Source organism: Actinosynnema sp. NPDC023794, assembly GCF_040639675.1.
Taxonomy (GTDB): domain Bacteria; phylum Actinomycetota; class Actinomycetes; order Mycobacteriales; family Pseudonocardiaceae; genus Actinosynnema; species Actinosynnema luteola.
Genome location: NZ_JBFAFR010000001.1, coordinates 762,937 through 780,983, shown reverse-complemented (window position 1 = coordinate 780,983; position 18,047 = coordinate 762,937). Strand labels below are relative to the sequence as shown.

General features: G+C 71.8%; 15 protein-coding genes and 1 pseudogene. 13 read left to right on the top strand and 3 right to left on the bottom strand.

From position 1 onward, the window contains the following. Nucleotides 1-126 precede the first annotated feature (126 nt). The 8 genes from AB0H12_RS03480 (at nt 127) to AB0H12_RS03445 (ending at nt 8,340) form a co-directional block, all read left to right on the top strand. Complete coding sequence (locus tag AB0H12_RS03480) at nt 127-1,428, top strand: hemolysin family protein (protein WP_499620502.1); 1,302 nt, start codon at nt 127-129, stop codon at nt 1,426-1,428. Then, nucleotides 1,425-2,462, top strand: a complete 1,038-nt coding sequence (locus AB0H12_RS03475; RefSeq protein ID WP_499620501.1) for a hemolysin family protein — start codon at nt 1,425-1,427, stop codon at nt 2,460-2,462. The genes AB0H12_RS03480 and AB0H12_RS03475 overlap by 4 nt, the downstream gene beginning before the upstream one ends. Nucleotides 2,463-2,487: 25 nt before the next feature. Beyond that, nucleotides 2,488-3,432 carry a sporulation protein gene (locus AB0H12_RS03470; protein ID WP_499620499.1) on the top strand — a complete coding sequence of 315 codons (945 nt, stop codon included), beginning with the start codon at nt 2,488-2,490 and terminating at the stop codon, nt 3,430-3,432. Between the two features lie 97 nt (nt 3,433-3,529). After that, a complete protein-coding gene (locus tag AB0H12_RS03465) occupies nt 3,530-3,958 on the top strand; it encodes a hypothetical protein (protein ID WP_499620497.1) in 429 nt (142 codons plus the stop codon). A 190-nt stretch (nt 3,959-4,148) separates the two neighbouring features. Beyond that, a complete protein-coding gene (locus tag AB0H12_RS03460) occupies nt 4,149-5,156 on the top strand; it encodes a GDSL-type esterase/lipase family protein (protein WP_499620496.1) in 1,008 nt (335 codons plus the stop codon). A gap of 141 nt (nt 5,157-5,297) precedes the next feature. Next, nucleotides 5,298-6,308 (top strand): efflux RND transporter periplasmic adaptor subunit, encoded by a 1,011-nt coding sequence (locus AB0H12_RS03455; RefSeq protein ID WP_499620494.1) that lies wholly within the window; start codon nt 5,298-5,300, stop codon nt 6,306-6,308. A 62-nt stretch (nt 6,309-6,370) separates the two neighbouring features. Further along, a complete protein-coding gene (locus tag AB0H12_RS03450; protein ID WP_499620812.1) occupies nt 6,371-7,042 on the top strand; it encodes an ABC transporter ATP-binding protein in 672 nt (223 codons plus the stop codon). Beyond that, a complete protein-coding gene (locus AB0H12_RS03445; protein WP_499620493.1) occupies nt 7,039-8,340 on the top strand; it encodes an ABC transporter permease in 1,302 nt (433 codons plus the stop codon). The genes AB0H12_RS03450 and AB0H12_RS03445 overlap by 4 nt, the downstream gene beginning before the upstream one ends. A 27-nt stretch (nt 8,341-8,367) precedes the next feature. Here the strand turns inward: AB0H12_RS03445 and AB0H12_RS03440 are convergent, their stop codons facing one another. Further along, entirely contained in the window at nt 8,368-8,904 is a 537-nt protein-coding gene (locus AB0H12_RS03440; RefSeq protein ID WP_499620491.1) for a DUF4232 domain-containing protein, read from the bottom strand. A gap of 362 nt (nt 8,905-9,266) precedes the next feature. Between AB0H12_RS03440 and AB0H12_RS03435 the strand changes: the two genes are divergently transcribed. Together AB0H12_RS03435 and AB0H12_RS03430 are read left to right on the top strand one after the other, a co-directional pair. Continuing rightward, a complete protein-coding gene (locus tag AB0H12_RS03435) occupies nt 9,267-10,079 on the top strand; it encodes a nitroreductase/quinone reductase family protein (protein WP_499620489.1) in 813 nt (270 codons plus the stop codon). Between the two features lie 161 nt (nt 10,080-10,240). Further along, complete coding sequence (locus AB0H12_RS03430) at nt 10,241-11,716, top strand: chymotrypsin family serine protease (RefSeq protein ID WP_499620488.1); 1,476 nt, start codon at nt 10,241-10,243, stop codon at nt 11,714-11,716. 231 nt (nt 11,717-11,947) lie between these two features. On the opposite strand, the gene AB0H12_RS03425 is transcribed toward AB0H12_RS03430, so the two are convergent. Beyond that, a complete protein-coding gene (locus AB0H12_RS03425) occupies nt 11,948-12,745 on the bottom strand; it encodes a family 16 glycosylhydrolase (RefSeq protein ID WP_499620486.1) in 798 nt (265 codons plus the stop codon). A 304-nt stretch (nt 12,746-13,049) separates the two neighbouring features. Then, entirely contained in the window at nt 13,050-13,622 is a 573-nt protein-coding gene (locus AB0H12_RS03420; protein WP_499620485.1) for a TetR/AcrR family transcriptional regulator, read from the bottom strand. Between the two features lie 294 nt (nt 13,623-13,916). On the opposite strand from AB0H12_RS03420, the pseudogene AB0H12_RS03415 reads away from it, so the two are divergent. The 3 genes and pseudogenes from AB0H12_RS03415 to AB0H12_RS03405 all read left to right on the top strand — a co-directional run. After that, nucleotides 13,917-14,717: pseudogene (locus AB0H12_RS03415) on the top strand (S1 family peptidase); the annotation flags it as partial. A 93-nt stretch (nt 14,718-14,810) separates the two neighbouring features. After that, nucleotides 14,811-15,083: a proprotein convertase P-domain-containing protein gene (locus AB0H12_RS03410; RefSeq protein ID WP_372470772.1), complete on the top strand. Its 273-nt coding sequence runs from the start codon at nt 14,811-14,813 to the stop codon at nt 15,081-15,083. Between the two features lie 323 nt (nt 15,084-15,406). Continuing rightward, nucleotides 15,407-17,932 carry a DUF6801 domain-containing protein gene (locus AB0H12_RS03405; RefSeq protein ID WP_499620484.1) on the top strand — a complete coding sequence of 842 codons (2,526 nt, stop codon included), beginning with the start codon at nt 15,407-15,409 and terminating at the stop codon, nt 17,930-17,932. Nucleotides 17,933-18,047 lie beyond the last annotated feature (115 nt).

Sequence of the window (18,047 nt, the reverse complement as noted above, 5' to 3'; positions counted from 1 at the left end):
ACCTCCCGCCCGCGTGACATGGACCAATTCGCCTCAAACCATACAGTGTCACGTGCTAGTGTGAGGTATGGCCGACGAAGACGGAAGTAACAGGCCGGGTCAGGCCCGGCTGAACGGCACCGCACCATGTTGATCCTCACCGGCACGCTGGCGATCGTGCTGCTCACCGCCGCCACCGGCTACTTCGTGGCCCAGGAGTTCGCCTACATGGCGGTGGACCGGGGCCGGCTGCGCCAGCAGGCCGAGAACGGCGACAAGGCCGCCGAACGCGCCTACCGCGTCACGCAACGCCTCTCCTTCATGCTCTCCGGCGCCCAGTTCGGCATCACGGTGACCGCGCTGCTCGCCGGTTACGTCGCCGAACCCCTCTTGGGCGAGGGACTGGCCGCCGTCCTCGGTGAGGAGAACACGGGCCTGTCACCCGCGCTGACCGTGCCGCTGTCGATGGCCGTCGCGCTCACGTTCGCGACCGCGGTCCAGATGGTGCTCGGCGAGCTGTTCCCCAAGAACCTCGCCATCGCGAAACCGGACGCCCTCGCCAAGGCGCTGAGCACGTCCACGCTGGCCTACCTCAAGGTCACCGGCCCGGTGATCCGGCTGTTCGACGCGGCGGCGAACCGGCTGCTGCGCGCGGTCGGCATCGAGCCCGTCGAGGAGCTGCCGCAGGGCGCCACGCCGGACGACCTCAGGCAGATCATCGGCGAGGCCCAGGAGCGGGGCCACCTCGACCCAGAGCTGTCCCGCCTGCTCGACCGCGGCCTCGACTTCCGCGGCCTCGTCGCCGACCAGGCCATGACGCCGCGGGTCTCGGTGCGCGCGGTCCGCGCCGACGAGCCGGTGACGCGGGTGGTCGAGCTGCTGGACACCGGCCACTCCCGCTTCCCCGTCGTCGGCGACGGGCTGGACGACCTGCGCGGCGTGGTCGGGTTGGCCGAGGTGCTGACCGTCGCGCCCGAGGACCGCGCCACCACACCGGTGGGTGACATCGCGTCACCCGCACTGGTGGTGCCGTCGACGTTGCCGCTGCCCGCCGTGCTGGAACGGCTCCGCCTCGAACGCCGCCAGCTGGCGTGCGTGGTGGACGAGTTCGGCGGCTTCGCGGGCGTGGTGTCGTTGGAGGACCTGGCCGAGGAGCTGGTCGGCGAGATCCACGACGAGGACGACGTGGTGCGCGACACCGTGGAGCGGCGCGCCGACGGGTGGGAGGTGCCGGGCCGGCTGCGGATCGACGAGATCGCCGACGCCACCGGCATCGAGCTGCCCGCGCACGACAGCTACGACACGGTCTCCGGCCTGGTGCTGCACCGTCTCGGCCGCACGCCCGACGTGGGCGACGAGGTCGAGACCGGCGCGGTCCGCGTGCGGGTCACGGCCGTGGCGCGGCACGTGCCCAGCCGGGTCCTGCTCAGCACGGGAGTGCCCCGATGAGCACCACGTGGTCGTTGCTCCTGTCCCTGTTGCTGTTGGCGGCCAACGCGTTCTTCGTCGCCGCGGAGTTCGCCCTGATGGCGGCGAAGCGGCACCGGCTCGAGGAAGCCGCCGAGACGAGCCGCGCGGCACGGGCCGCGTTGGCGGGCGTGCGCGAGCTGTCGCTGATGCTCGCCGGGGCGCAGCTCGGCATCACGCTGTGCACGCTGGGGTTGGGCGCGTTGGCGAAGCCCGCCGTGGCGGACCTGCTCGACCCGCTGTTCCTCGCGGTCGGCCTGCCGTCCGGCGTGTCGTACGCGATCTCGTTCACGATCAGCCTGGTGCTGGTGGTGTTCCTGCACATGGTGCTCGGCGAGATGGCCCCGAAGTCGTGGGCGATCAGCCACCCCGAGCGGTCGGCGCTGCTGCTGGCGATGCCGTTCCGGGCGTTCGCGCACGCCGTGCGCCGGCTGCTGAGCGGCCTGAACGCGACCACGAACGCGTTGCTGCTCCTGGTGAAGGTGCAGCCGAAGGACGAGCTGACCCACGAGCACCACCCGGACGACGTGCGGATGCTCGTGCGGCAGTCGGCCGAGCACGGCCTGATCCCGGAGGGCCAGCGGCGGCTGCTGACCCGGATGCTGCAGCTCCAGCAGACCACCGTGGCGCAGGTGATGGTGCCGGTGGAGCGCACCGTCACCGTCGCCGAGCACCTCGGCGCGCGGGCGATCGAGGACCGCAGCCGCGCGTGCGGGCGCTCGCGGTTCCCGGTGACCGACGCCGACGGGCGGTTCGTCGGCCTGGTGCACGTCCGCGAGGCCGTGCGGGCGACCGCCGCCGGCGCCGACACGCCGGCCCGCGACCTGATGACGACGCCGTTGACGTTGTCCGCCGGCCTGCCGGTCGCGGGCGCGGTGACGAGGATGCGCGCGGAGCGGGCGCAGCTGGCGCTGGTGGCGGACGCGGAGGGCCGCGTGGTCGGCATCGCCGCGCTCGAAGACCTCCTCGAAGAGCTGATCGGCGACTTCGAGGACGAGACCGACCAACCGAACTGACCACGCCCCGGAGGGACACCACCCCATGTTCAAGCGGATGCTCAGCGCCTTCGGCGTCGGCGGACCGTCCGTCGACACCGTCCTCGACACGCCGCACGCCCAGCCCGGCCAGGTGATCACCGGCCAGGTGCGCATCCAGGGCGGCAGCAACGACGCCCGGATCGACCGGATCGTGCTGTCCCTCGTCACCAGGGTCGAGGTGGAGCACGGCGACCACGAGTTCGGCGGCGTCGCCGAGTTCCTGCGCCTGGACGTGGCGCAGGACGTGCGGGTCTCGGCCGGTCAGCTGGTGGCCGTGCCGTTCCAGCTGCCGCTGCCGTGGGAAACCCCGATCACGGCGGTCGGCGGGCAGCCGCTGCCCGGCGTGACGGTCGGCGTGCGGACCGAGCTGGTGATCTCCGGCGCGCCGGACAAGGGCGACCTGGACCCGGTGCTGGTCGGGCCGCTGCCGTCGCAGGACCGGGTGCTCGACGCGTTCGGGCAGCTCGGCTTCCAGTTCCGCTCCGCCGACGTCGAGGCGGGCCGGATCCACGGCGTGCACCAGGAACTCGGCTTCTACCAGGAGATCGAGTTCTTCCCGCCGGCGCAGTTCGCGGGCCGGGTGAACGAGGTCGAGCTGACCTTCGTGACCAGCCCGCACGAGCTGGTCGTGGTGCTGGAGGCGGACAAGCGGGGCGGCATGTTCTCGTCCGGCTCGGACGCCTTCGGCCGGTTCACCGCCTCGCACGCCGACGCGGTGAACACCGACTGGGCGGGCGCGGTCGGCCAGTGGATGGCGCAGATCGCCGAACGCGGCGGCCACGCCGCCTACGGCCACCCGGGTCAGCACGGCCACCACGGTCACCACCGCGGGCCGGGCATGGGCGCGGTGGTCGGCGGTGTCGCGGCGGGTGTCGTCGGCGGCATGGTGCTGGGCGAGGTCGTCGACGAGGCGTTCGACGGGGGCGAGGACCTGGGCTTCGACGAGTAGCGGTCCCGACCGGGTGTGGTGGGGCGGCCTTCCCTCCGCTCCACCGCACCGCTCTTTCTCGTTCGACCCACGGCTCTCCGCACCGCAGGATGGGCGCATGGTCCCCACGCCGAAACTGGTCGCGCTCCGGGCAGCCCTGGACGCCGTCCCCGTCGAGGACGTGCCCGGCTGGGCCGCCCACTGGCTGGTCGAGGGACACGACGGTGACGACCTTCGCGCGTTGGCCGGGCTCAGCGGCAGGGACTCGGGCGAGGTGCGCGACGTGCTGGCGGGCGCGCTGGCCGAGTGCGGCGCGTCGATCCCGCCCGCCGACTTCGCCGCCGCCGCGCTCTCCTGCACCCACGTGGCGCGGATGTTCGCCGGCGGCCGCGCCGAGGCGCGGTGGGTGGCGCAGAAGGTCGCCGAGATCGTGGAGGACCTGCCCGCCGACGTCCGCGCGGGACTGCCGATGGGCCACCTGACCGACGGGTCCGACGAGGCCGCCGTCTCCCGGGCCTGCGCGGACCACCTCGCCGTCTGGGGCTGATCGCCCGCGCGTTCCTTTGTGGACCGACGTCGACCCGAGGTGGGCCGATCGCCTGCGGACCGCCGAAGGTTCGGGCAAAACAGCCGATCGGACGTTGTCGGCACGTTACGCGCACCCTACGGTCGGATCACGTCCGATCGACGGCAACCCCATTTGGAGGCCTGCGGTGTCGCGGAAACAGGTTGGCGCCGTGGTCGGCGCGCTCTTGCTCACCGGCTCCACCTTCTTCGCGGTCCCCGTCACGGCCGGCGCCGTCGACGACCGGCAGACCGCCGTGGTGTCGCTCGGCGACAGCGCGATGTCCGGCGAGGGCGCCGGGTCCTACGAACCGGGCACCGAGGGCGAGAACGGCAACTGGTGCCACCGCTCCACCCGGGCCATGGTCCACCGCACCCAGTTGGCCGACCGGACGTTCAACCTCGCGTGCTCGGGCGCGGACTCGGCGAACGTGTCCCTGGCCGACACCGTGCACTACACCGAGGGCTCCCAGGCGCGGCGGCTGATCGACATCGCCCGGCAGTACCGCGTCACCACGGTCGTCGTGCAGGTCGGCGCGAACGACGACGTGCGGTTCGCCGACACCATGGTCGACTGCGTGGCCGCGTGGGTGAACCCGTTCGGCGCGAGCTGCCGGTCCACGTTGGAGCGCGAGTGGCCCGGCCGGCTGGCCGGGATGGCGCCCAAGGTCGAGAACGCGCTGCGCGACGTCCGCACCGCGATGACCCAGGCCGGTTACGCCACGTCCTCCTACAACCTGGTCCTCACCTCGTACGCCTCGCCGGTGACCGAGAAGATGGACCGCTACCTGCACGGCCCCCAGGGCTGCCCGCTGCGCCTGGCCGACGCGGGCTACGGCCGCACGACCGCCGTGCCGCAGCTGTCCGAGGCGCTGCGCGGGGTGGCCACCCGGTCGGGCGTGAAGTTCCTCGACCTCTCCCGCGCTACGGAGAACCACGAGGCGTGCAGCAAGGGCGAGAGCTCCGCGGGGGAGTGGCAGCGCAGGCTGACCGTCGACCCGTACGCGCTGGTGACCGGCGGCCTGGACGCCATCGGCCTCCACCTGGCCCAGCAGTCGTTCCACCCCAACGCCGCCGGCCACGAGCAGTTCGGCCGCTGCCTCACCGAGTTCGTCAACGGCGGCGCGGGCTCGGCCCGCTGCCTCGCCGGCGCCGACGGTAACCTGCACGCCGTCGCGTAGCAGACCCCTGACCACCGGAAACCGCTCTCCTCCCGACCGGGGTGAGAGCGGTTTCCCGTTGTCACGCAACCCCGATGATCCCCCCGGCGTCATATGGGTAAATTGGCGAGACCGGATAGGGGAATCGCTTTGGGGGGACCGGTGTCGAAATCTGCCTTCGTCCGCGTGTGCGGACTGGCCGCGGCGGTGCTCGCCGCGGCCTCGTGCACGTCGACCGGAGCCGAACCGGTCAACCCGGAGCTCGCGCCACGCGGCACCGTGCAGACCACGGCCACGCCGACCAGGCAGGACCTGACCAACAAGGTCAGCCTCACCGGCAAGGTCACCATGAACCCGCTGTTCGGGATCGTGGCCCCGGTCGCGGGCCAGGTGCGCTACTGGACCGTGGAGGAGCCGACCGCCACGCCGACCAGGCCGACCCGGATCGCCACGGTCTGGACGGACGGCAAGCCCACCAACGTCGACGTGCCCGCCGGCTCCACGTTCGGCGGACGCCTGGTCGACGACCGCGCCACCGTCACCGCGGGCATGCCGATCGCCTCGGCCAAGCACGCGGGCTACGGCATCGTCGCCGAGATCGACGGCGAGCAGGCCTACCGGATCTCCGACGCCGCGCAGGGCGTCGTGCAGGCGCAGATCAAGAACGGCCCCGGTCCGTTCCCGTGCACGCTGCTCGGCACGATCGCGGCACTGCCCGTCGGCACCGTGCCCGCGCCGCCGCCCACGCAGCCCGAGCCGGACGACACCGACGCCACCGGCGCCAACACCCCCGCGCCGCCGCCCCAGCAACAGCCGCGGGAGCCCGACACCTCCTCCGAGCCGACCGGACTGCGCCTGGTGTGCACCGCGCCCGCCGACGTCAAGATGGTCAACGGCGCCGCCGCCACCCTCGAACTGGTCACCGCGTCCGCGCAGAACGCGCTGGTCGTGCCGGTCGAGGCGGTCGCGGGCGGCCAGGGCAAGGGCAAGGTCGACGTGGTCGGCCCCGACGGCGCCAAGGTGACCACGGACGTCGAGCTCGGCCTGACCGACGGCAAGGTCGTGGAGATCAAGTCGGGCCTGACGGGCGAGGAGACGCTGGCCGTGCCCGGACCGAACCTGCCACCCGGCGAGGCCGCGGGCCAGGTCGAGCCGGGAGCGGGGCGCAAGTGACCACGTCACCCCTGCTCGTGCCGCCGCCGGTGGCGTCGCCCCCGTTGATCCACCTCACCGGCCTGACCAAGACCCTCAAGGGCCAGGACGAGCCGCGCACCATCCTCGCGGGCGTCGACCTCACCGTGCACGCGGGCGACAGCGTCGCCATCCTCGGCCGCTCCGGCTCGGGCAAGAGCACGCTGCTCAGCCTGATCGGCCTGTTCGACCGACCCGACGGCGGCCAGTACCTGTTGGGCGACCGCGACATCACGAAGATCCCCGAACGCAAGGCCGCCGCGTTGCGCAGCGCCGAGTTCGGGTTCGTGTTCCAGCGCTTCTTCCTGCTCAAGCACCTCACCGCGGCGCAGAACGTGGCCATGGCGCTGGTCAACGGCCAGGGCTGGCTGCCGAGGCGCAAGCGCAGGGCCAAGGTGCTGGCGGCGCTGGACCGCGTCGGCATCGGCCACCTCGCCAAGCACAAGCCGCCCCGGCTCTCCGGCGGCGAGCAGCAGCGCGTCGCGATCGCCCGCGCCCTGGTGCGCGAGCCGCGGATCCTGCTGGCCGACGAGCCGACCGGCGCGCTGGACACCGAGACCGGCAACCTCGTCGTCGAAGTCCTGCGGCAGGCCACCGACGTGGGCTGCGGGCTCGTGCTCGTCACCCACGACCACGACCACGCGGCGAAGATGGGGCGGGTGCTGCACCTGTCCGACGGCCTGCTGCGCCCGGCCGGGCAGCGGGTGGTCGCGTGATCAGGCTGTCGGGCAGGCTCCGGGCGTCGCTGATCATCGGCGGCCAGGGCATCCGGGCCCGCAAGCTGCGCACGTTCCTGTCGATGGTCAGCCTGTTCCTCGGCGTGCTGGCCGTGGTCGTGGTGCAGGCCGGCGCGGAGATCGCGAACCGGGCCATGCTCGCCGACGTCGAGCTGTACCAGGGCAAGGACGGCACCCGGCAGATGTACCTGTCGCCGGAGGGTCAGGCCGTGCCGGTGGCGTTGGAGGTGCTGAAGGGCCGCACCGACGCCGTCGCCATGACCAGCGCGCGGGCGATCATCGGCGAACCCGGCGTGAAGCCGATCAACGAGGGTGGCGGGCCGATCGACCAGCCCGGCGGCGCCCGGATGACGTGCGACGAGAACGGCTGCCGCCCGCTCGACGACGGCAACGCGGCCTCGCCGCAGGGCCAGGCGATCGAGCTGCAACTCGTCGGGCTGACGGGCGACATCCGCCAGTTCCGGCCGTTCCGCCCGTCGCAGGGCCGGTGGCTCGACTTCGACGGCGCGCCGTCGCTCGCGCCCAGGCTCGTGCTCAACCTGGAGGCGGCGAAGGCGTTCAGCCGCTACCAGGTGCCGGCGGAGATGAGGGTCGACGGCGCGGACGCCAACCCCACGCCCCAGTTCGTCGGCGTGGTGGACGACGGCGGCTACCAGCCGACCGCCTACGTGCGGTCCGACGAGCTGCTGAACTGGCTGCCGGTGACCAGCATGAGCGGCAGCGAGATGGGCCCCGGGCTCCAGGTGCTCATGACGCCGGCCGCAGTCGAGGTGGAGCACGTCCTGCGCGCCAGGCTGGTCGCGGCGGGCACGCCCGCGGACCGCATCCAGGTCCAGACGGTGGAGACGCTCAAGCGCATGTCCACGGAGCTGGCGTTGATGCGCTGGATCTTCCTCGGCATGGCGGCGCTGGTGCTGCTGATCGGCGTGGCGGGCATCCTCAACGTCGGCCTGGCCACGGTCGGCGAGCGCATCGAGGAGTTCGCGCTGCGCCGGGCCGTCGGCACGCCCCGGCTGCTGCTGGCGGGCATCGTGCTGGCCGAGACGTTGCTGACCGGCCTGCTCACGGCGGCGTTGGCGATCGGCGCGGGCGTGGTGGGGCTGAAGCTGGCGCTGATGGTGTTCGGCTCGCGGTTCCCGTCGCTGGAGGGCACGGCGTTCCCGTGGCAGGCGGGCGTGGCCGGTGTGGTCGCGGGCCTGGTGGCAGGCATCCTCGGCGGGCTCGTCCCGGCGCTGCGCGCGGCCCGCATCCCGATCTCCACCGTGATGCGGGCGTAGCCGCTCGGCCGCGCCGGTGGTGTGCGGTCAGGGCGCGGCGGTCCACGGCCGCAGGCCGAGCTTGCCGGAGCTGCCGAGGTCGATCGTGACGGGATCGCCGTTCTCCCGGGTCGGGGTGAGCACCTGCGCCGGCCGGCCGGTGGCGACGGCGAGTTCCAGGTGCTCGCCGACCGCCGGCGGCGCGGACGTGTCGGTGTAGGTGTTGCGCCACAACAACCCGGTGACCGCGGACTCGCCGGGCCCCACCGCGACCGGCCGGGGCTCGGCGTCGAACGCCTCCACCGCGGAGATCCCGGACGACCCGCGCCCGACGGCGATCGTCAGCGGCTCGCGGTCGGCGTCGAGGACCGTGACGGACGGGTAGCCCTCGAGCTCCAACGCCTCCGTGCCGCAGTTGGTCAGCTCCAGCGTCAGCACCCGCAGGCCCGAGGCAGCCTCCTCGCCCGTCACCGCGTACTCCACGCCGGTCGGGCAGGCTTCGGCGGACGGCGACGGCGGCGGAACCGGCGGCGCGGCGGTGCACGCGGACACCACGAACAACAGCAGGAAAAGAAGACGGGGCACGTCATCGATCGTCGCACAATGACGGATGTTGCCCGACGTCGCATTCACAAGATATGCTCTCGCTCGTGACTGCCGGGTCGGCCTTGAGCCACGAGCGAGAGAGTCACCCGGCCAAGGTTTGACCGCCGGGTGGGCCAGAGGCCCGCCGCACACCGGGGTTTCCCGGGTTTCCGCGCACGTAGCCGCGACGCACCCGCACCCCGTTGATCCCCACACCAGCGCATCGGCGCACTGACGCGCGCGTGCGCGTCACCGCGTGGGACCGTCGTGCCCGCGCGCCTCCACAAAACCTTCACCGAAAACCACGGCGCAATTCACCCGTGGTGATCCGGTCATGCCCAAAATCAGGAGACGAACCGCAGATGGATTTCAACCAGCAGGTGATCGACGAGTTCCGCGCCAACGCGGGCCGCGTCGGCGGTCCCTTCGAAGGAGGCAGGCTCATCCTGCTGACCACCACCGGCGCGCGGACCGGCGCACGCCGCACGAACCCCCTCGGCTACCTGCCGGACGGCGACCGGATCGTCGTCATCGCGTCCGGCGGCGGCTCGCCACGCCACCCCGCCTGGTTCCACAACCTCGTGGCCAACCCGGTGGCGCAGGTGGAGGACGGCGTCTTCACCTACGAGGCCAAGGCGACCGTGCTGGACGGCCCGGAACGCGACGAGCTGTGGGACCGGGCCGTCGAGTCCGACCCGGGTTGGGCCGAGTACCAGGCCAAGACGACCCGGCGGATCCCCGTGGTCGCGCTGGCGCAGGTCGCCGGCGGCCCGCCGAACGCGACGAGCTGGGGCGCGGCGCTCAAGCTCGTGCACGGCGCGTTCCGGCGGGAGCTCGCCACCATCCGCCGGGAGGTCGCCGGGTCGAAGCCGACGCTCGGCGCGCAGCTCAAGGTCAACTGCCTGACCGCGTGCCAGGGCCTGAGCTTCCACCACACGTCCGAGGACCGCGGCATGTTCCCGATGCTGCGGGACCGGTTCCCGGAACTCGCGCCGACCCTCGACCGGCTCGCCGAGGAGCACGCGACCATCGCCGACCTGCTGGCACGGCTGCGGCAGACCCTCGAACGCGGTGACGCGGCGACCCTGCGCGCCGACGTCGACCAGCTGATCGGCGAGCTGGAGGCCCACCTGACCTACGAGGAGGAGCAGTTGATCCCCTTCCTCGACGCCTGACGGGGTCCCCGACGGACTTCGTGACAACCGATCGACCGCGTGAGGACGTGAAGTAGGTAGGACTACCCGTCTTCGCCCCGCGCGGCAGGGCTTCACCGATGCGGCTAGTCCACGTCAGGTTGAATGCTCATGTTCCCCATCCACCGAGCAAGGAGATGTCCGTGGGCAGAGCAAAGGGCTTGGGGGCCCTGTTCGCCTCGCTGGTCGTCGCGGCGACCGTGGTGAGCGCGACGGGAGGAGCCACCGCCGCGCCATCGGCACCCGCCTCGCTGAACCCGGCGGAGGTCGCGGAGTCCGTGCGGTACCTCGTCGACAACTACGGCGTCAGCGAGCGGGAGGCGCTGCGCCGGCTCGAACTCCAGCACGAGGCGGTGCGCCTGGACGGCGTGCTGCGCGAGGAGAACGCGGCCGAGTACGGCGGCATGTGGCTCGACCAGGCGTCCGGTGAGCTGGTGGTGGCGCTGACCGACCCGGCCGCCGCGAACCGGCTGCTGGAGGACCTGCCCGACCGGGCGCACGTCCGCACGCAGGCCGTGCGGCACTCGTTGGCCGACCTGACCGCCGCCAAGGACCGGATCGCCGCCAAGGTGGGCGCCGGAGCCGACGCGGTGTACCTGCCCGCGGTCAGCGAGCGTGACAACGAGGTCGTCCTGTGGGAGCGCTCGTGGGTCGCGCGGGAGAAGGTCGCGGTGGCCAAGGACGTCGAGGTCGCGCAGGAGGGTGACGCGGCACGTCGGGCGGTGGCCGACGAGTCCGGTGTGACCGTGCGGACCAAGGTCCTGCCCAAGCCCAACCCGCTGGCGGCCACGTACCCCGACCAGGGCGCCTGCCACCCGCTCGCGTGCCTCAACTACGGGCCGATGCGCGGCGGCCTGCGGCTGGACATGAAGCGGGACGACGGGAGCTGGGGCGGCTGCACGGCCGGCTTCAACCTGCGCTCCACCGGCGGCGGCCACCCGGGCAAGGCCTGGGTGCTGACCGCCGGCCACTGCATGGCGACCAAGACCAACAACACGCCGACGCAGCACAACGGCGTGCCCGTGCTCCAGCAGCACGGCATCGAGAAGAACTCCTACCCGTACGACTACGCGGCGCTGCTGTACGTCGACACCCCGACCCGCAACACGTGGCTGGAGAACCACACGGGCCGCAACCGGGTGCTCAAGTACTGCTTCAACGGTGGGATGGACAGCAACGTCGACACCCCGTGCGGCGTGCAGGAGACGTCGGCGGACGAGTACATCACCGGTACCCACACGTTGGCCCAGGTCAAGGCCGGCTGGGTCGTGTGCGCGACCGGTTCGGCGTCCAACGCGGTCGACTCTCCCGGTGCGGTCGACAGCGGAGCGGGCCAGGGCTACAAGCCGGGCACCCGCTGCGGGCGCGTCCTGTCGACCGACGTGGGCATCAACACGGACCTCTGCGCGCGGCCGGGTGACAGCGGCGGTCCGCTGTTCAGCCAGGTCGACCACACCGCGTTGGGCATCCTGGAAGGCAACCAGCAGTCCCGCAAGGGCGCGTGCGCCTCCGGCGAACTGAACAACTACGTACCGATCGACACGATCCTGACCGACATCCACACCCGCTACGCGAGCCTGCGGTCGACGTTCTCCGTGATCACCACCCCGAACGGCTGACCTGCCCGCGCCCGGCCCGCCTCCCCGAGTCGGGGGAGGCGGGCCGGGCGCCGCCGCACCGCACGGCCCGCCCCACCCTGCCCACCTCCGCCGGCCCACCCCGCCCGGCACCGGACCCGGCGACACCCAGCCCGCTCCAGACCCAAGAGCCGATTGCGACGTCGTCCGCCCAGCCGTTGCCGCCTGATCGATCATGGCTACGCCGACACGCCATGCACTCGGCACCACGGGCTAAGCGCGGGTGCGGCCCACGTAGAGGTTGCGAGCACGGTAATAGGTGTCAGTGGTGGGGCCGGACGTGCCGGAGGAGCCTTCCATCTGCAGGTTGATGATGATCCACATCGGTTTGCCGACGAAGTCGGCGCCCCGGTGCTGCCCGACCCACGTCCCGTCGAGGTAGTAGTGGATGTCCACATCCGTCGCACTGACCTTGGTGATCCACGCCCGGTACGTGTGCCAGGAACCGGGCGACGACACCGGACGGATGGTGTTCGACCACCCGCCCGAGGGGTTCTTGTACGTGTTGAACCAGTTCCGCGCGTCACCCTTGTACTCCAGGATGTCGCTCTCCGGCGGCCACGAGTTGACACCCGTGAGCCAGAACGCGGGCCACGTGCCGCGCGCCGACGGGGCCTGGAACTCGCCCCGCACCTCCCAGTTCGGGAACTGGTCGTTGACCAGCACGTGCTGCCGGGCGTGCACCGCACCGGAGTGGTACCGGATGGGCAGGTACGGGTCGGCCGAGCTGTTGCCCTCGTTCCAGTTGATCCGGGTCGCCCTGATGACCAGCGTCGACCCCTCCAGGAACACGTGGTTGTGGTCGGAGGAGCTCGCGTACATCCGGGCCGTGCCGTTGTGGTCCGAACCCCACGGGTAGCGGTAGTTCCAGACCGACTCCAACGTGCTGTAGTTCGCGAACGAACCGTTGATGACGGTCTCCCAGGTGGCTGCCCGGCCGAGCCCGGACGTGCCGAGGGCGGCCAGTCCGGCGCCACCCGCCACCAGGAAACCGCGTCGGCTCACTGTCATGGGAAAGCCCTTTCCTCGACGACGTTGACGAGGCGGTGTCGCTCCGAACGTAGAGATCACACCAGTGTCACGTCAACGAGTGCCGCTGGAAGGGGGGGTGGGAGGTGGCCAGATGGGTCCACTGTGGACGCACACGCTCGCGGGGCGACGTTTTCCTTGTCCGAGAAGGCAACCGCCGGGCACGGTCGGCACGCCGCACGGACGCGGCGCGTGGTCGTCTTGGTACGTCCAGAGGTAGGTTATGAGTGGTTGATCGCTCACAGGTGAGGCGACGGGAGGAAGGCCGCTGGTCGGGTCGGGTGGATCAGTAGTGGCGGATGCCCTTCGACAGGGTGTTTGCCCACGGTGCGTCGATGTCGTCCGCGTTCACCGCCACCACCAGGTGGCACAGCATGCCCATGGCGAAGAACTGCTGCACCTGCTCCTCGCTGCCGCCGGACACGCTGCGCACGTACTCGACCGTCCGCGCGACCCCGCGCTGGAAGACCTCCCGCACGGCCGGTTCGGAGATCGCCGCGCACTGGGCGTGCATCTGCACCAGCAGGAGCGTGTTCTCCGCGGAGATGAGGTGGGCGTAGGCGTCGCCCATCGCGTACAGGACGTCCTCCGGCGTGCTGCCCTTGGCCTCGGCGACCCCGTCGGCGAGGCTTTCCCTGACCCGCGCGAAGCTGTGCTCCACCACGGCCAGGAACAGGGCCTCCTTGTCGGGGAACAGCCGGTAGACGTAGGCCTGCGAGATGCCGGCGGACTTCGCGACCTCGCCGGTGGTGGTGCCGTAGTAGCCGCGGGCGGCGAACGCGCCGATGGCGGTGCGCAGGACGGTCTCGCGACGTTCCTCGGCGGTCGACAGGCGGCGTTCGCTCGATGCGGCAGGCACAAGTGTAATTAACCACTCACACCTGTGGAAGTCAAATCCGGCCGCTCGCCGGCACATCAACCTGTCCGAGGCGGCACCGTCCCGGGCACGGCAGTCCGCGGCACAGAACCCGGCAGAACGACGCCCTACCACGGGCCACACCGGAAGAACTCCCGTCGATCGACGGATTGTGAGCAGGCCGTTCGCCACGCACGATGAGTCGCCGGCAGAGGGGTCGGCTGGATAGTTCCCTGCGATCTCGACGTCCGGCCACCCTGCGAGCACGATCCCGGCCGGGCGCGGGAAGGACCAACCGTGCGCGACACCGTGAGAAGGACGCTTGCCCTCGGTGTGGGCATCGTCGCCGCCCTGGCCGCCTTCGGGGGTCAGGCGATCGCCGCCCCGCCGCTGCCGGACGCCGGCAACCCCACGCCGATGGTCGTCGGCGGCACCCAGGCCGCCAAGGGCGAGTTCCCCTGGATGGTGCGCCTGTCCATGGGCTGCGGCGGCTCGATGCTGACCGACCAACTGGTGCTGACGGCGGCGCACTGCGTCAGCCGCACCGGCAACAACACGTCCATCACCGCCACCTACGGCGTGGTGGACCTGCAGGACACCACTCGCGTCACCCGCACGTCGACCTACGTGCACCGCGCCCCCACCTACGGCACGGCCACCGGCGGCGACTGGGCGATCATCAAGCTGGCCGGCCCGATCACCGGCGCGGCGCTGCTGCCGATCGCCACCACCGCGGCCCACAACACCGGCGTGTTCACCGTGGCCGGCTGGGGCGCCACCCGGGAGAACGGCGGCCAGTCCCGCTACCTGCTCAAGGCGAACGTCGACTACATCGACGACACCACGTGCAAGAACTCCGACCCGTACTACGCGGACCTGATCCCGGCCGCCGAGCTGTGCGCGGGCAAGCTCGCGGGCGGCGTCGACACGTGCCAGGGCGACTCGGGCGGCCCGATGTTCCGCCGCGACACCAGCGGCGCGTGGGTCCAGGTCGGCATCGTCAGCCACGGCAACGGGTGCGCGCGGGCCGACAACCCCGGCGTCTACACCGAGGTCAGCACGTTCGCCGCGGCCATCAACCAGGCCGCGGCCGACCTCGGCGGCACGCCGCAGCCGCCCGGCAAGGTCTTCGAGAACCTCGACAACGTCACCATCCCCGACGCGGGCGCGGCGGTCTACAGCAACGTCACCGTGAGCGGCGTCGCGGGCAACGCGCCGTCCACCCTCAAGGTCGGCGTGGACATCAAGCACAGCTACAGCGGTGACCTGGTGATCGACCTGGTCGCGCCGGACGGCTCCACCTACCGGGTCAAGAGCTCCAGCAACTCCAGCACGCCCAACGTGGTCGCCACCTACACCGTGAACGCCTCCTCCGAGGTCGCCAACGGCACGTGGCGGCTCAAGGTGCAGGACGTCTACAGCCAGGACACCGGCTACGTGGACGCCTGGCGGCTCACCTTCTGATCCGACCGCACCACCCGACCGCACCACCCGACGACCGCGCGCCGAGCACTCGGCGCGCGGTTTGTCATAGGTGTGCCAAAAACAATCCCGGCACTGCGCACCCGCGTGCCAATTGTTCCCCATAACCCTTTCTGTGTCTCATCAGTGCAGGTCAAAGGCTGGATAATTGTCCGAAGATGACAACTTCCAGACCCGTCCGAGAATGGTTACCCGACGGTCTTGCGCAAGTGTTGCGGCGTGGTTAATTTCCCCTTGCAGCACGTCTGCGAACCATTCCACCCCTTATTTGCCGACGTGCGCTCGGCGTCAGGGAGGACGTTTCCGTGAAACACAGCAGACCAGCCCGCGGGCTGACCGGGCTCGGCGCGGCGGCCATCGCGACCGCGGTCGTCGCGGGCCTCGCGATCGGCACGGGCACCGGCTCGGCCGCCCAGGGCGACCTGACCCAGACCTACAGCTGCCCGTTCCCCCTGATCGGCGACCAGAACGTCTCGGTGAACATCAAGACCACCCAGCCGGGCGCGGTCGCCGCCGGCGCGTTCACCCCGAAGCTCGACATCACCGCCTTGTCGAACGCGGGCGCGACGGCCACGCAGGGCTTGAGGCTCGTCGGCGCCGAGACGATCCGCGGCACCGCCCGCGCCACCTCGAAGGTCACCGCGCCCGGCGACCAGGGCGCGCTCACCGTGCAGGTCGCCGCCGACGTGCCGAACCAGCCGATCCCGGCCATCGGCGACGACCTCGTGCTCGACGCCGTCGGCTCCGCGCCCGGCCTGCGCTTCGACCAGCCCGGCGCCGCCACCGTCGAGGTGACCGACCTGGTGCTGGAGATGACCCCGCTGCGCGCCGACGGCACGCCGACCGACCTCGGCACGTTCGTCGCCGACTGCACGCCGACGCCGAACCAGGACACCGTGCTGCACACCTACGCCGTCTCGGGCGCGGCCGTCACGCCCGAGGCGCCGGCCGGCGTCGGCGGCACGCCCCCGCTGCGCCAGGTCTACACCTGCCCGTTCCCGTTGATCGGCAACCAGAACGTCACCGTCGACATCGACACCGACCTGCCGGCGGAGATCGGCGTCGGCGAGTTCACGCCGGAGATCGACATCACCGCCGTGTCGAACGCCGGACCGACCGCGACCCAGGGCCTGCGGCTCGTCGGCGCGGAAACCATCCAGGGCACGGCGGTCGCGACGTCCTTGGTGCGGTCGCCGGGGAGCCACCTCGCCGTGGCCGTGCCGACGGCCGTGCCGAACCAGCCGATCCCGACCGGCGGCGACCTGATCATCAACGCCGGCGGCGCCGCGCCCGCGCTCCGGTTCGACCAGCCGGGCACGGCGACGCTGTCGGTGCACGACCTCGTGCTCACCATGACCCCGAAGAAGGCCGACGGCACCGACACCGGCCTCGGCACGTTCGTCGCGGACTGCACGCCGGTCGATCCGGCCCAGCGGACCGTGCTGCACACGTTCACCGTCACCTCGGCGCAGGACACCGAGGCTCCCACGACCCCGTCCGGCCTGACCGCCGGTGAGACCACGCCGACCAGCGTGCCCCTGTCGTGGGCCGCGGCCACCGACAACGTCGGCGTGACGGGCTACGACGTCTACAACGGCAACACCCTCGCCACGAGCGTTGAGGGCACCAGCGCCACCGTCGACGGCCTCACGCCCGACACCGAGTACAGCTTCACCGTGGTGGCGGAGGACGCGGCGGGCAACCGCTCGCCGGCCGGCCCACCGGTCACCGCCCGCACGAAGGCCGCACCGGACACCCGGGCGCCGACCGCGCCGGGCGACCTGGTCTCCACCGGCGCGACGCCGACCAGCGCCTCCCTGCAGTGGGCGGCGGCGACCGACGACGTCGGCGTGACGGGCTACGACGTCTACAACGGCGGCACGCTCGCCACGACCACGCAGGGCACCACCGCCACCGTCGACGGCCTGAGCGCGGACACCGAGTACACGTTCACCGTCGTGGCAAGGGACGCGGCGGGCAACACGTCCGACGCGAGCGCCGCGCTGAGGGTCCGCACCCGGCCGTTGCCGGACACCGAGGCGCCCGCCACGCCCGGCAACCCCCGATCCACCGCCCAGACCGAGACCAGCGTCGCGCTCGCGTGGGACGAGTCCGCGGACAACGTCGGCGTGACGGGCTACGAGGTGTTCAACGGCGCCGCGTCGGCCGGCACCACGACCGGCACCACGGCCGCGGTCGACGGCCTCACGCCCGACACCGAGTACAGCTTCACGGTCGTGGCGAAGGACGCGGCGGGCAACACGTCGGGCCCGAGCGCCGAGGTGAAGGTCCGCACGAAGGCGGGCCAAGGCCCGCCGGTCGTCGAGTACGGCTACGGCCTGACCGGCGGCACGAGGATCAAGGCCGCCAACGGCACGGTCGCCCTCACCGGTGGCATCGCCGCCGCGCTCGACCTGTCCACCGGCGCGTTCGACGCCGACCTGACCCTCGACCCGACCACCGGCCGGTTCAAGGCCTTCGGGTTCGTGCCGGTCAAGGCGAAGATCCAGTTCGCCCGGGCGGCCAAGACCACCGGCACGCTGGCGGGCGGCGTGCTCAGGTCGACGTCCAGCATGACGGTGAAGCTGCCGCACGTCACCGTGCTCGGCATCCCGGTCAGCACCGGCCCCGACTGCCGCACGAAGACACCGGCGTCGATCCCGCTGGAGTCCAAGCCGGGGTTCGACCCGCTCGCGGGCGGCACCCTCACGGGTGCCTACACGCTGCCGGCGCTGACCGGCTGCGGCCCGCTCACCGGCCTGATCAGCGGGATGACGTCGGGTCCGGGCAACACCATCGAGGTGACGCTGTCACCGCGCCCGCAGCGCTGACGCCCGGCGCCCGGCCGAGCGGCCCGTCCGGGACTCCCGGGCGGGCCGCTCGACGCGGGAACGGCCTCCGAGGCACGAGGTCCGCACTGACGAAGATGCACGCCGGCTGCCGACG